Below are 12,908 nucleotides of genomic sequence, written 5' to 3'. Positions count from 1 at the left end.
TGGACAGTCTGGGAACGCGCCTGGCCGCAGGCCGGCCCCAACCTGCCTGCGCCACGCCACATCTGCCTTACCCCTAGTTCGTTCCGGAAGTACATGAAGGCCCCCTTCCTTGCGCCTAGGTACAGGAAGGGGGCCTTCATGTACTCGGCGATCAGCGAGTGCGGCCGTGATCGGGCAGACTCCGTGTCATGCGGGTCACAGTGCTGGGTGCGTCGGGGCGGACGGGGATTCACGTGGTCCGGCTTCTGCGAGGGCGGGGACACCAGGTGCGGGCGGGGCTGCGCAGCCGTCGTCGCGCCGAGGAGGTCGCCGGTCTCGGCGCCGAAACCGTGGTCGCGGACGTCACCGCCGACGCGGACGACCTCGTCGAGGCGCTCGCCGGTTCCGAGGTGGTGATCAGCGCGATCGGCGCGCCCGATCCGGATCAGGCCTCGGTCGACCTCGTCGACCGCGACGGCGTGATCACCGCGATCCGCGCGGCGGAGAAGGCGGGTGTCTCGCGTTTCGTGCAGCTTTCCGCGCAGTTCGCGGATTCGCCGGATCAGGGCGATCGCCTGGTGCGGTCGATCCTGATGGCGAAGCAGATCTCCGACAGCGTCCTGCAGCGCTCCAGTCTGAACTGGACGATCGTCCGGCCCGGCACGCTCACCGACGACCAGCCCACCGGTCGCGTCAAGCTCGGCGGTCACCTCGAACCGGGGCACGTCTCCCGTGCAGACGTCGCGGCGGTCCTGGTCGCCACCCTCGACGAGCCGCTCACCGAGAACCAGGGGTTCGACGTCATCGGCGGCGAGATCCCGATCCCGTCGGCGCTGGCGTCGTTCAGCTGAGCAGCTTCTTCCGCTCCCTCGCCGCCCGCAGATTCGCGACGTTCCCGCAGGTGCGCACGTCGTGCCAGACGCCGCTGTTGTTGCGCGAGACGTCGTAGAAGGCCGAACGGCAGCCGTCGAGACGGCACAGTTTCAGCCGCGGCCAGATCCCGGCCTGCTGCGCGAGCAGCGTCTCCGTCCACAGTGCCGAAGCGAGCCACTGCCGTCCGGTGCCGGACGGGAACAGCCGCACGACGCCGTCCCGCAGGACCAGATCCGCCTTGATCGGCTTGCCGAAGTCCGCGTCTTCGCCATCGACGAGTGAAACGAAAGACTCTCGCAAGTCGCGAAGCGCGCGAAGGTCGCCCGGCCCCAGCGTGATCTCGGGGACGTCGGCGTCCCGGGTCCGCGACCATTCCGCCAGCGCCTCGGCGGCCCAGGGGCGCGTCAGATCTGCGTCGCTCAGCAGATCGAGGCCGTGCGTCTTGATCGCCTTCGTGTTGAGGAAGTCCTGAACGAGCGCCAGCCCCGAGGGGGCGGTGCGTAACCGGTACCGGTCCGTCGCGGTCCATGACATAGGTCAAGCGTACTTGACTCTGTCGTCCGGCGTCGCCATGCTGACGACAGAGGCAAACGCAGAACACTTCTGTCAAGGGAGCAAGTCATGACCTCCATCGAGGGTGCCGTCGTCCTGGTCACCGGCGGACAGCGCGGGCTCGGCAAGGCGTTCGTCGCCGAACTGCTCGACCGCGGCGCCGCCAAGGTCCACGCGACCGCCAGGTCGCCGCGAGAGGAGACCGATCCGCGGATCGTCCCGCTTCCGCTCGACGTCACCGACCCGGAATCCGTCCGCGCGCTGGCGGCGAAGGCGAGCGACGCGACGATCGTCTTCAACAACGCCGGAGTCCTCGGTCTCGGCTCGCTGCTGGCCGGAGACGTCGACGCGCACCGTCCGGTCTTCGAGACGAACGTCTTCGGTGCGCTGCGTGTCGCGCAAGCGTTTGCACCGCAGCTCAAGGATGGCGGAGCGCTGGTCAACGTGCACTCGGTCCTGTCGTGGGCGGCGGGCTCGGGTTCCTACGGCGCGTCGAAGGCGGCCTTCTGGTCGATCACCAATTCGCTCCGCATCGAGTTCGCCGAACAGGGCACGCAGGTGGTCGGCGTCCACCTCGGCTACACCGACACCGACATGACCCAGGGACTCGACATCCCCAAGAACGATCCGCGTGACGTCGCCCGCCAGGTCGTCGACGGACTGGAGAAGGGCGAGACCGAGGTGCTCACCGACGACCTCACCCGCCGGGTCAAGGCCGCGCTGTCCGGACCGGTCGAGCACCTCGGCACCAGCCGGATCGCCGCGTGAAAACCGTTGGCGGGAGCACTCCGGCCCGAGGTGGTTCCGCCGCCATGTGTGCTTCCGCGTTCACCAGGACCCGCCGCGCCTAGCGGCGGATCCCCCGATTCAGGCAAGGAACCGCCGCCCGAGCGAGTCATCGCCGGGCAGGCCTCGTGCTGCCCGGCTCACCTCGAAGCCGCGGAGATCCTGGGCGCGTCCCGCGAAACCCGGCGCCGGCTTCGGGAGGAGAGGATCGCGCCCACGGCCCCGCCCAAGAGCCTCACCGCACGCCAGTGGGCTGAGGTGTTTCTGCTTCAGCGAGGAAGTCCGGCTCGCGCACGCGCCGCTTCGTCGAACCGAACAGGACCCCGCCGATGACCACGGCCGCGGCGACGATCTCCACCGGCGACGGCCGCTCGTCGAGGACGAGGAACGCCATCGACAGCCCGACCACCGGCACCAGCAGGGAGAACGGCGCGACCACGCCCGCCGGGTTGCGGCGCATCAGTGACGTCCAGATCCCGGAGCCGACGATCGTGCCGAACAGCACGACGTAGGCCAGGCCGCCGAGCCCGATCAGCCCGGTCGTGGTGCCGAGCGTGCTCAGCGAGTGCCCGATCTCGGCGGGGCCCTCCATGGCCAGCGACAGTGCGAACATCGGCAGCGGCGGCACCACCGACATCCAGAGGACGAAGTTCAGTGGGTTGTCCGGTGCCGCCTGCCGGGTGCTCAGGTTGCCGAACGCCCAGCTCAGCGCGCCGAGCAGGGTCAGGACCACCGGCAACAGGGCGGCGTTCCCGGCCTGCTGCCAGGCGATCGTCGCCATCCCGGCGACGGCGAGCAGGATCCCGGTGAGCTGCCGTCCGGACACGCGTTCGCGCAGGAAGACGGCGCCGAGCAGGACGGTGAACGGGGCGGACGCCTGCAGCACCAGCGACGCGAGACCGGTCGGCATACCGGTGTCCATCGCGATGAAGAGGAACACGAACTGCCCGGTGCCGAAACCCAGCCCGTAGCCGAGCAGGTGGCGGATCTTCACCTTCGGCCACGGTACGAACAGGATCGTCGGGATCGCGATGACCGCGAAGCGCAGACCGCCGGCGAAGACGGGCGGGAACTGGCCGAGGGTGGCGTGGATGGCGAGGAAGTTGCAGCCCCAGAGGACGGCGACGAACAGGGCGAGCAAACGGTCGCGGGCGGGCATGCCTTCACTCTTACGTGGCACGACCATTTAGGACCAGCGAGAATATTTACAGCGATCGTTCAGTTCGGCTTCACATATGCTGGTGGTATGGACATCGGCCGGTTGCGGACCCTGCGGGAATTCGCCGACCGCGGCAGCGTGACGGCGGCCGCGAAGGCGTTGCACTGCACGCCGTCCGCGGTTTCCCAGCAGTTGCGTGCCTTGCAGAGTGACGTCGGTCTCGCGCTGACGGAACCGGCCGGGCGAGGGCTGCGGCTGACCGACGCGGGCCGCGCGCTGGTCGCCCGCGCGGACGACGTACTCGCCGCCCTCGACCGCGCGGAGTCCGAATTGGACACTTACCGCAGCGCCCCGCGCGGCCGGGTCCGGGTGGCGATCTTCCAGTCGGCCGGGCTGATGCTGCTGCCCGGACTGTTGCACCGGACGGCGGAGTTCGACGGCCTGGACGTCATCGTGCGCGACGTCGACATGACCCCGCCGGAAGTGCCCGGACTCGTCGCGGATTACGACATCGTGGTTGCGCACCGGGACGAGCACGCGCCGTCGCTCGGCTCGGACCGGCTGGAGACCCGGCATCTGCTGCGTGAACCGCTCGACGTCGCGCTCCCCGCGGGGCATCGGCTCGCGAAGCGGCGCCGCATCGAACTCGCCGAACTGGCCGACGAACGCTGGATCAGCGTCAACGCCGGGTTCCCGGTCGACGACATCCTCCAGTCGCTGATCATCCGCACCGGCGTGCGGCCTCAGGTCGTCCAGCGCATCAACGACTTCCGCATCACCGAACGGCTCGTCGCCGCCGGGCACGGGATCGCGCTGCTGCCGAGGTACACAATGGACACTCGACGCGGCAGCGGTCTCGTCTGCCGTCCGCTCGCCGGGATCAAGGCGGCGCGGCACGTGGAGGCGGTCTACCGGCTCGGTGCGTCTTCGCGGCCGGCGGTGGCGAAGGTGCTCGACGCACTCGCCGACGAGGTCGGCGCGCTCACGGGCGAGCGTGACTCTTCAGGTGGTCCAGCGCGATCTTGAGCGCGTCGGCGATCGGCGTGACGTCGTGGCGCAGGTGGGCCATCAGCAGGCCGCCCTGAACGCAGGTCATCGCGGCTTGGGCAAGCCTGGCCGGGTCGGCGTCCTCGGCGAGCTTTCCCTTTTCTTGCAACGATTCCAGCCCACGCTGGAGATGTGACTCCCATTCGCGGTACGCCTTGTCCAGCAGTGGCGCCATCTTGGGGTCGTCGCCGAGTTCGCCGGTGAGGTTGCCCAGTGGGCAGGCGATCGGCCCCTTGGGCGTGGTCTGGACGGCCAGGATCTCGCTCGCCCACTGGTCGAAATCGGCCCAGTCGTGCAACTCGAAGATGGTCGGCTGGTTGCCGAGGATGTTCTCGAGGAAGCGGGTGATGACCGCCTCGACGAGCTGATCCTTGTTCTTGAAGTAGTGGTACATCTGCGATTTCCCGGCGCCACTCGCCGCGAGCACCTTGTCGACGCTCGTCCCGGCGACGCCGTTGACGTACATCAGCTCCGCCGCCGCGTCGACGATCGCGTCCCGGGTCAGGCGTCCGCGCGGGGTCGAGGCGACCGGTTGACCATCCATGTACCGAATAGTACAGTCAGCCGCACTGTACCGATCAGTACAATCAAAGGAGCTGACGATGGGGGATCTCAACACCGACCTCGCCGAGCTGCGGGAATCCGTCGCGAGCCACGTTCCGGCGGAGATCGCCGAAGTGCTCAAGGCCGACCGCGAGACGTTCGTCGGGATGGTCGCCGAGGCGGCGGCGAAGCCGGGTATGCCGATGCCGGACCTCATGCTGCCGGACGCCGGTGGCCATCAGGTCCGGGTCGCGGACGGGCCCGCGGTCGTGGTGTTCTATCGCGGCGCGTGGTGCCCGTACTGCAACCTGGCCCTGTGCACGTATCAGCGGGAACTGTTGCCCGAGCTGGAGAACGCGGGCGTGAAGCTGGTCGCGGTCAGCCCGCAGCTGCCGGACGACTCGCTGTCCACGAAGGATCTCGAGTTCGCCGTGTTGTCCGATGTGGACAACGAGCTCGGGCGCGCGCTCGGCATCACTTTCCGGCTGGCGCCGGAGACGAAGCCGGCTTTCGACACGCTCATCGGCGACGTCGAGAAGATCAACGGGGTGGCGGAATGGGAGCTGCCGTATCCGACCGTCCTGGTCGTGGACGGTGAAGGCGTCATCCGGTACATCGACGTGCACCCGGACTACACCACCCGCACCGATCCGGCCGATGTCCTGGCCGCGGTGAAAACACTGTAGAAGTCCGTGAAGGCCTCCTTGAGGGACCCAGAGTCCCTCAAGGAGGCCTTCACGGACCGCGGGAAACTACCGGTTCGCCCGGTTCACCGCCGACACGACGGCCCGCAGCGAAGCGGTCACGATCGACGGGTCGATCCCGATACCCCAGTACACCCGGTCGGAGATCGCGCACTCGATGTACGACGCCGCCCGCGCGTCGTCGCCCGGCGAGAGCGTGTGCTCGCTGTAGTCCAGCAGCCGCAGGTCGAACCCGACGGTCGACAGCGCGTCGAAGAAGGCCGCGATCGGACCGTTCCCGCGGCCGGTGACCTCGTGCTCGTCACCCTCGACGCGCACGGTGGCGGTGATGTCGTACTCGCCGTCGCCGTTGTCCCTGACATGCTGGCGGAGCAGCTCCAGTGGCGTCTTCAGGTCCAGGTACTCGGCCGAGAACGCGTTCCACATCGTGGTCGGGTCGACCTCGCCACCCTCGGTGTCGGTGTGGCGCTGCACGACCTTCGAGAACTCGATCTGCAGGCGCCGCGGCAGGTCGAGCTGGTGCTCGGCCTTCATGATGTAGGCGACGCCGCCCTTGCCGGACTGCGAGTTCACCCGGATCACGGCCTCGTAGTTGCGGCCGATGTCCTTCGGGTCGATCGGCAGGTACGGGACCTCCCACGGGTGCTCGTCGACCGGCGTCCCCGCCTTGTCGGCGGCGACCTTCAGCGCGTCGAGGCCCTTGTTGATCGCGTCCTGGTGGCTGCCGGAGAACGCGGTGAACACCAGGTCACCGGCCCACGGGCTGCGTTCGTGCACCGGCAGCTGGTTGCAGTATTCGACGGTCCGCTTGATCTCGTCCATGTCGGAGAAGTCGATCTGCGGGTCGACGCCCTGGCTGTACAGGTTCATGCCCAGCGCGACCAGGTCGACGTTGCCGGTGCGCTCGCCGTTGCCGAACAGGCAGCCCTCGATCCGGTCCGCGCCGGCCTGGAAGCCCAGTTCGGCGGCGGCGATGCCGGTGCCGCGGTCGTTGTGCGGGTGCAGCGACAGGATCACCGAATCGCGGCGGTCCAGGTTGCGATGCATCCACTCGATCGAGTCGGCGTAGACGTTCGGCGACGCCATCTCGACGGTGGCGGGCAGGTTCAGGATCACCGGCTTCTCCGGCGTCGGCTGCCAGATCTCGGTGATGGTGTTGCAGACCTCGAGTGCGTACGACAGCTCAGTGCCGGTGTAGGACTCCGGCGAGTACTGGAAGCGGAAGTCGGTGTCCGGCTGCTTCGCGGCGTAGTCGAGGACCAGCTCGGCGGCCTGCGAAGCGATCTTCGTGATGCCGATGCGCTCCTCGCGGAACACGACGCGACGCTGCAGGATCGAGGTCGAGTTGTAGATGTGGACGATCGCGCGCGGCGCGCCTTCGAGCGCTTTGAAGGTGCGCTCGATCAGTTCCGGGCGACATTGGGTCAGCACTTGGATGCTGACGTCGTCCGGGATGGCGCCCTCGTCGATGATCTCGCGGACGAAGTCGAAGTCGGTCTGCGAGGCGGCCGGGAAGCCGACCTCGATCTCCTTGTAGCCCATGCGGACCAGCAGGTCGAAGAACTTGCGCTTGCGCGCGGGCGACATCGGGTCGATCAGGGCCTGGTTGCCGTCACGCAGGTCGACGGCGCACCACAGCGGCGCGGTGTCGATGCGCTTGTCCGGCCAGGTGCGGTCGGGCAGCGAGATGTCCTCGACCAGGTCGTACCAGGGGCGATAGCGGTGTACGGGCATCGAAGTGCCGCGCTGGGTGTTCCACGAAGCCTGCTCGGAAGGGGCAGGACGGGTGGGCTTGCGGATGCTCATGAGGGGACGGTTCTCCTGAAAAATCGGGTGCGACGACCGGCACCACGAAGCCCCGCGACGGGGAGCCGGTCCGATCAGGCCCCGTCGCGGCAGCGAAGCAGGAGAGCTCGAGCCACGACGCCACCTTAACCGCGAGATCTCCCGAAAGGAAACCCCGGCCGCGATCGAACCGTGACCGCGGGGGCGCCCATTTGGGTTACTCGCGGGTAGCAATCGGACCAGGCGACGTGCCACACTGCCCGGCATGGGTGAGCACGCGCAAGAGAAGGAAACCGCTGATCAGGCGACCGGACGCAAGGTCGACTGGCGGGCCGGCGGCGGGCGCGCGGCCGGGATACTGGCGAGCGTGGTTCGCTGGGCCGGGTTGATCTTCGCGGCCATCCTGGTGTTGCACGTCGTCTTCGTGATCGGCGAGGCGAACCCCGGTAACGGCATCGTGTCGTTCGTCCGGGGCTGGGCCGACGGGCTCCTGCTGGGCTTCAAGGATCTGTTCATGCCCGAAGACGCCAAGCTCCGCGTGCTGATCAACTACGGCATCGCCGCGGTCTTCTGGATGGTCGTCACGGGAATCCTCGCGAAGATCATCCGTCGCGTCGGCGGTCCGGCTTAGCGCGGGAGCACTACGCTGGCGGTATGCCTGTCCCCGACCGTCACGAGGCGATGGCTTACGAGATCGTCGCCGTGGGTTCCTCGGCGGGTGGAGTGAAGGCGCTCATGGCCGTCCTCGGCGAGCTGCCCACCGATTTCCGCGTGCCGCTGGTCGTCGTCCAGCATCTCGATCCCTGGCACGACACGGCTCTCGCCGAGATCCTCGACCGGCGGTCACGGCTGCGGATCAAGCTGGCCGAGGCCGGGGACGTCCTCGAGCCCGGCGTCGTCCACCTGGCACCGCCGAACCGGCATCTCCTGGTGAGACCCGGTGGTGTGCTGGAGCTTTCGGCGACCGATCGGGTGAAGTTCGTGCGGCCGTCGGTCGATCTGCTCTTCGAATCCGTCGCCGCCGTCTACGGTCCCGCCGCCCTCGTCTGTGTCCTGACCGGGACGGGTTCCGACGGTTCGGCAGGGGCCGAGATGGTGAAGGCACGGGGTGGCACCGTCGTCGCCGAGGATCCGGAGACCGCCGAATTCAAGGGCATGCCCCAGGCCGTGGTGAAGGCCGTGCCTGCCGACTTGGTGCTTCCGCTGGACGAAATCGCCGGTGCTCTCGTGGGCCTTGTCAAGGGAACGAGGACGCTGTGAGCGCGACGGACGGCGAAATCCAGGGCGATCGCGGGCTCGAGGACCTGCTGACGTTCATCAGGGATTCCCGCGGCTTCGATTTCACCGGCTACAAGAGGACTTCCCTCGCCCGCCGGATCCGGAAACGGATGCAGACCGTGAAGATCGACGGATACGCCGAATACCGGGACTTCCTGGAGATCAACGCCGGAGAGTTCATGGAACTCTTCAACACCATCCTGATCAACGTCACCGGTTTCTTCCGGGATCCCGAAGCCTGGAACTATCTGCAGACGACCGTTGTGCCCGAAATCGTCGCGAGAGTCGGCGAAGAAGGTGAGATCCGTATCTGGAGCGCCGGATGCTCCAGCGGCGAGGAGGCGTATTCCCTCGCGATCAGCTTCGCCGAGCACCTCGGTGTCGAGGAGGCCACGAGGCGGGTCAAGATCTACGGGACCGACGTCGACGAGGAAGCCCTCCGCGAGGCGAGGGCGGGGGTGTATCCCTCGAAAGCGCTGGATCGATTGCCCGACGGACTGAAGAAGAAGTACTTCGAGCCGACCGGCAATCTGTTCGCCTTCCGGCGAGACCTCCGGCGCCGGGTGATCTTCGGCAGACACGACATCACGCGTGACGCCCCCATCTCCCGGGTCGACCTGCTCGCTTGCCGCAACACCCTGATGTACTTCAACGTCGAGGCGCAGGCGAAGATCATCGAGCGCTTCCATTTCGCGCTCAACGAAGGCGGCTACCTGTTCCTCGGGAAGGCCGAAATGCTGCTTTCCGACGGCATCCGATTCGACGCGGCCAGCATCCGGAACCGGGTTTTCAAGCTGCGAACGGGGAGTATGCCGGTGAAGGCCGCGCGCTTCGACGTCCGGGCAGGCGCGGCGGTGCGGGACGCCAACCGGCGACGTCACGTCACCGAACTCGCCTTGGCGTCGTCACCCGATTCGGTCCTCTGCGTCGAGCGTGACGGCACGGTCGCCCTGATCAACGGCTCGGCTCGGTCGCAGTTCGGGCTGTCCTCGGACGACGTCGGCAGGCCGTTCCACGATCTGGAGATCTCCTACCGGCCGATCGAACTCCGCTCGGTGATCGATCAGGCCCACGCCGAGCGCCGTAGCGTGCGGATCGATTCCGTCCGGCGCCAGAAGAGCGCGGAAGAGACGCAGTACCTCGACATCATCGTCCGGCCGCTGATCACCGTCGAAGGCGAGGACATCGGCGTGGCCATCACATTCGTGGACACCAGTGAAGCGACCAGGCTCCAGCAGGAGGTGAAACGTGTGCAGGAGGACCTGGCGACGGCCTACGCCGAACTTCAGTCGACGAACGCGGAACTCGAAACGGTCAACGAGGAGCTCCAGTCGAGCATCGGGGAACTCGAGACGACGAACGAAGAACTCCAGTCCACGAACGAAGAACTCGAGACCACGAACGAAGAACTCCAGTCGGGCAACGAAGAACTCGAAACCATGAACGAGGAGATGCGCATCCGCACCGCGGAACTCGACGAGACGCGCATGTTCTTCGAAGGAGTGCTTTCGAGCGTCGAAGCGGGCGTGGTCGTGCTCGACGGAGATCTCCAGGTGCGCAGCTGGAACCGGAGCGCCCAGGAACTGTGGGGTCTGCGCGCCGACGAGGTCTACCGGCAGGATTTCTTCGGCCTCGACTTCGGCCTGCCGACCGCCGGGCTCCGCGACACCGTCGAGGGCTGCAATGAGACCGGGCAGCGGGCGGCGCGGGTCGAGATCGACGCGATGGACCGGAAGGGCAGGTCACTCGTCGTTTCGGTCAGCTGCTCACCGCTGCGGGGGCCGGGCGGCGGGGTCGTGCTGCTGATGGAAAGGCTGCGGGAGTGAGTCAGCGTACGCGCGTCGTGGTCCGGGGGAGTGAACCCACCAGATCGGACGCTGTCACGCGACGGGTGACGATCAGTTCGCACAGGTCGCTGATCCGGCGGTTGTGACTGCGCGCGTAGCGGCGTAACAGGCGGAAAGCCGCGCCCGGGTCGATCTCCAGCTGAGCCGAGACGATGCCCTTCGCCTGCTCGATGATCACCCGGCTGTCCAACGCCACCTGCAGTTGTTCGGAGGTCCTGGTAAGGCCGGCGATCGCGCGGTGGTTGAGCATGCCGATCGTCGCCGCGTCGGCGAGCGCGACCGCGACCTGCAGGTCGGCCATCGGCAGCGGAGCGGTTTCCGTGGTCAGGATCGTGACGTCGCCGAGGACGTCTTCGCGGCGGCTGAACGGGAACGCGTGTACCGAGCGGAAACCGAGCGAGAGAGCGGCGGGGGCCAGTCGTTTCCAGCGTGTTCGCGCTTCGTCCAGTAGCACGTTGACAACCGGCTCACGCCCGGCGCGGCAGTCCACGCCGGGGCCTTCCTCGGCGAGGATCCGGGCGAGCGGCGGGTTTTCGAGCCGTTCATCGGTGTGCACCATGATCGGGCGGTCCGCGCGGTCGCCGACCACGGCGAGCCGGACGGACGACGTGGGGACCAGTTGCGCGTAACGGTCCGTCACGTAGAGCCAATAGTCCTTCGGATCGAGTGCGGGTACCAAGGTGTCGGCCAGCTCGACCAACGTGTCGGCGACCCATCTTTCGCGGTTCTGCATGAAATCCTGCCTTCCTGCGAAATACGGTATCGAGGGCACTGGGGAATCGACGGTAGTACTCGGCACGCTCACGGGGAACCTCATGAGGCTCAGCCGTTCGGGTCCTCTCGGCGAGCGTCGGCAGGCGTACGATTCGCCCATGTGGGACGGCACCGGTGGTCGGTACGATCCGACCGCCCTGCGCGGACTGATCGACAACGAGCGCGCGCGGGCGGATCGAGCCGCAGCAGTCGCGAGGCGGCACGAAAGCCTGATGGAGACGGCCATCGCCTCGATGAGGCCCTTTCATTCGCGGATGGCGGAGCTGCACCGCGCCACCGAGCGCAAGCACCGGGCCGCGGCGGACACGCACGCCGGCTATCTCGACGCCATCGGGCGCTGGGCGGACCTGCCCGAGGAACCTTTCAGCTCGCCCCCGGCGTTCATGAAGGTGGCCGCCGAGGCGTCCGGCATCCGGAGTCTGGCGGTGTCCCTGTTCGGCATCAGCGGGAGCGAGGCGTCGGTCGTGGTGTCGGATCCCATCGCCGCCAGGGCACATGACCTCGAATACGCCCTCGGCGAAGGGCCTTCCCGGGGGACGCTTGTGAAACCGGGCGTCTGCGGCGAGCCGGAATTCGTGAGCCGATGGCCCCAGTTCGCCCCGGCCGCCAGGGAATTCGGCGTCCGGTCGGTGGTGTCGGCCCGGCTGGGGCCCGCCGGGACGCCGATGGGCAGCCTCACCGCGTACCGGTCCGAGCCCGAGCCGGACGCCGAGGTGGCCCGATCGGTGGGGGTGCTCGCCGAAGTGCTGACCACCACCGCGTTGGACCCGGCGGTGCGCCTGGACGTGGACGACGGCCTTCCGGTGCATCCGCTGTTCGGCGACGTCGACCTCTGCGTCGTGGCGCACCAGGCCACGGGGGTCGTGATGGCCACCCACGACTGCTCGGCGGCCGACGCTCTGGCACTCATCCACGCGCACGCCTTCGCCCGGGACGAGAGTGTCACCGAGCTCTCCCGTGCCATCGTGGCCAGGACGTACCGGCTCAGCTGACACCGAGCCTTTCGTAGGCGTCGACGGCGGCCTTCGGGTCGTCCGCCTGGAACTTCACGACGCGGACCGTCTCGGTCTTGCCGAGCGGCCGGGTCACCGTGATCGGCTCACGCAGCTCGACGACCAGGTTCGTCTCGTAGAAATTGTCGTGGCTCAGCCAGGTTTCGTCGCGAAAAGGCTTCGCCTTGAGAGGATCGTGGCTCTCTTTCACCTGCCGTAGCCCGGCGATGTTCTCCCTCGGGATCCGCACGTCGTAGAACGAGCTGTAGCGCACCCGCACCTCGCGTGAGGAGATCACGTGCGGCCGGACGACGGTGCCGGCGTAGACCCCGAACACCAGCAGCGCCGAGTACACGCCTAGGGCGAGCAGCAGAAGGTCGACGACGAGGCCGAAGTCGATCAGCCAGAAGAGGCCCGCTTCGACGGCACTCACCACCGCGAACACGATGAAGATCGACTTGCCGTCCGCGCCGTACGGCACCGCCACTGCGTCCCCGTCGACACCGTCCTTCCGGCGTCTGAGATACAGCCAGAGCCCGGCCATCGTCCGTGACTCGTTGCGGAGAACGCTGCGAAAAGCCCCCATGGC

Annotated in this window: 14 protein-coding genes; 8 read left to right on the top strand and 6 right to left on the bottom strand. The window is 67.6% G+C overall.

Annotated elements, in window-relative coordinates; all coding sequences use genetic code 11:
- Positions 1-188: 188 nt before the first annotated feature.
- Positions 189-830, top strand: a complete 642-nt coding sequence (locus H074_RS36440; RefSeq protein WP_039924322.1) for an SDR family oxidoreductase — start codon at positions 189-191, stop codon at positions 828-830.
- Here H074_RS36440 and H074_RS36435 read toward each other — a convergent pair.
- A complete protein-coding gene (locus H074_RS36435; RefSeq protein WP_007035112.1) occupies positions 823-1,386 on the bottom strand; it encodes a CGNR zinc finger domain-containing protein in 564 nt (187 codons plus the stop codon). The two genes, H074_RS36440 and H074_RS36435, sit on opposite strands and share 8 nt — an antisense overlap.
- A gap of 87 nt (positions 1,387-1,473) precedes the next feature.
- Between H074_RS36435 and H074_RS36430 the strand changes: the two genes are divergently transcribed.
- Complete coding sequence (locus H074_RS36430) at positions 1,474-2,172, top strand: SDR family oxidoreductase (protein ID WP_007035111.1); 699 nt, start codon at positions 1,474-1,476, stop codon at positions 2,170-2,172.
- 253 nt (positions 2,173-2,425) lie between these two features.
- On the opposite strand, the gene H074_RS36425 is transcribed toward H074_RS36430, so the two are convergent.
- Complete coding sequence (locus H074_RS36425; protein ID WP_007035110.1) at positions 2,426-3,349, bottom strand: EamA family transporter; 924 nt, start codon at positions 3,347-3,349, stop codon at positions 2,426-2,428.
- A gap of 87 nt (positions 3,350-3,436) precedes the next feature.
- Here H074_RS36425 and H074_RS36420 point away from each other — a divergent pair, with 87 nt between their 5' ends.
- Positions 3,437-4,375, top strand: coding sequence for a LysR family transcriptional regulator (locus H074_RS36420; protein WP_007035109.1), 939 nt, complete (start codon positions 3,437-3,439; stop codon positions 4,373-4,375).
- On the opposite strand, the gene H074_RS36415 is transcribed toward H074_RS36420, so the two are convergent.
- Entirely contained in the window at positions 4,332-4,940 is a 609-nt protein-coding gene (locus H074_RS36415; RefSeq protein ID WP_007035108.1) for a TetR/AcrR family transcriptional regulator, read from the bottom strand. The genes H074_RS36420 and H074_RS36415 overlap by 44 nt on opposite strands.
- A gap of 58 nt (positions 4,941-4,998) precedes the next feature.
- Here H074_RS36415 and H074_RS36410 point away from each other — a divergent pair, with 58 nt between their 5' ends.
- Complete coding sequence (locus tag H074_RS36410; protein ID WP_007035107.1) at positions 4,999-5,625, top strand: peroxiredoxin-like family protein; 627 nt, start codon at positions 4,999-5,001, stop codon at positions 5,623-5,625.
- 66 nt (positions 5,626-5,691) lie between these two features.
- Here H074_RS36410 and leuA read toward each other — a convergent pair whose 3' ends face one another.
- Positions 5,692-7,449: a 2-isopropylmalate synthase gene (gene leuA / locus H074_RS36405; RefSeq protein ID WP_007035106.1), complete on the bottom strand. Its 1,758-nt coding sequence runs from the start codon at positions 7,447-7,449 to the stop codon at positions 5,692-5,694.
- Positions 7,450-7,693: 244 nt separating this feature from the next.
- Between leuA and H074_RS36400 the strand changes: the two genes are divergently transcribed.
- From H074_RS36400 to H074_RS36390, 3 genes are read left to right on the top strand one after another with little or no spacing between them, the layout of a single operon-like run.
- Positions 7,694-8,059: a hypothetical protein gene (locus H074_RS36400; RefSeq protein ID WP_007035105.1), complete on the top strand. Its 366-nt coding sequence runs from the start codon at positions 7,694-7,696 to the stop codon at positions 8,057-8,059.
- 23 nt (positions 8,060-8,082) lie between these two features.
- A complete protein-coding gene (locus H074_RS36395; protein ID WP_039924318.1) occupies positions 8,083-8,688 on the top strand; it encodes a chemotaxis protein CheB in 606 nt (201 codons plus the stop codon).
- Complete coding sequence (locus H074_RS36390; RefSeq protein ID WP_007035103.1) at positions 8,685-10,532, top strand: CheR family methyltransferase; 1,848 nt, start codon at positions 8,685-8,687, stop codon at positions 10,530-10,532. The genes H074_RS36395 and H074_RS36390 overlap by 4 nt, the downstream gene beginning before the upstream one ends.
- A 1-nt stretch (position 10,533) precedes the next feature.
- Here the strand turns inward: H074_RS36390 and H074_RS36385 are convergent, their stop codons facing one another.
- The gene (locus H074_RS36385; protein ID WP_007035102.1) at positions 10,534-11,286 is read right to left on the bottom strand and encodes an ANTAR domain-containing protein; all 753 of its coding nucleotides are present in this window, start codon (positions 11,284-11,286) and stop codon (positions 10,534-10,536) included.
- 139 nt (positions 11,287-11,425) lie between these two features.
- On the opposite strand from H074_RS36385, the gene H074_RS36380 reads away from it, so the two are divergent.
- Positions 11,426-12,319, top strand: coding sequence for an ANTAR domain-containing protein (locus H074_RS36380; protein ID WP_007035101.1), 894 nt, complete (start codon positions 11,426-11,428; stop codon positions 12,317-12,319).
- Here the strand turns inward: H074_RS36380 and H074_RS36375 are convergent.
- Positions 12,312-12,905, bottom strand: coding sequence for a hypothetical protein (locus tag H074_RS36375; protein WP_235096968.1), 594 nt, complete (start codon positions 12,903-12,905; stop codon positions 12,312-12,314). The two genes, H074_RS36380 and H074_RS36375, sit on opposite strands and share 8 nt — an antisense overlap.
- Positions 12,906-12,908: the final 3 nt, after the last annotated feature.

It is taken from the genome of Amycolatopsis decaplanina DSM 44594, assembly GCF_000342005.1.
In the GTDB taxonomy this organism is placed as follows: Bacteria; Actinomycetota; Actinomycetes; order Mycobacteriales; family Pseudonocardiaceae; genus Amycolatopsis; species Amycolatopsis decaplanina.
This window is presented reverse-complemented; position numbering and strand designations above follow the sequence as displayed.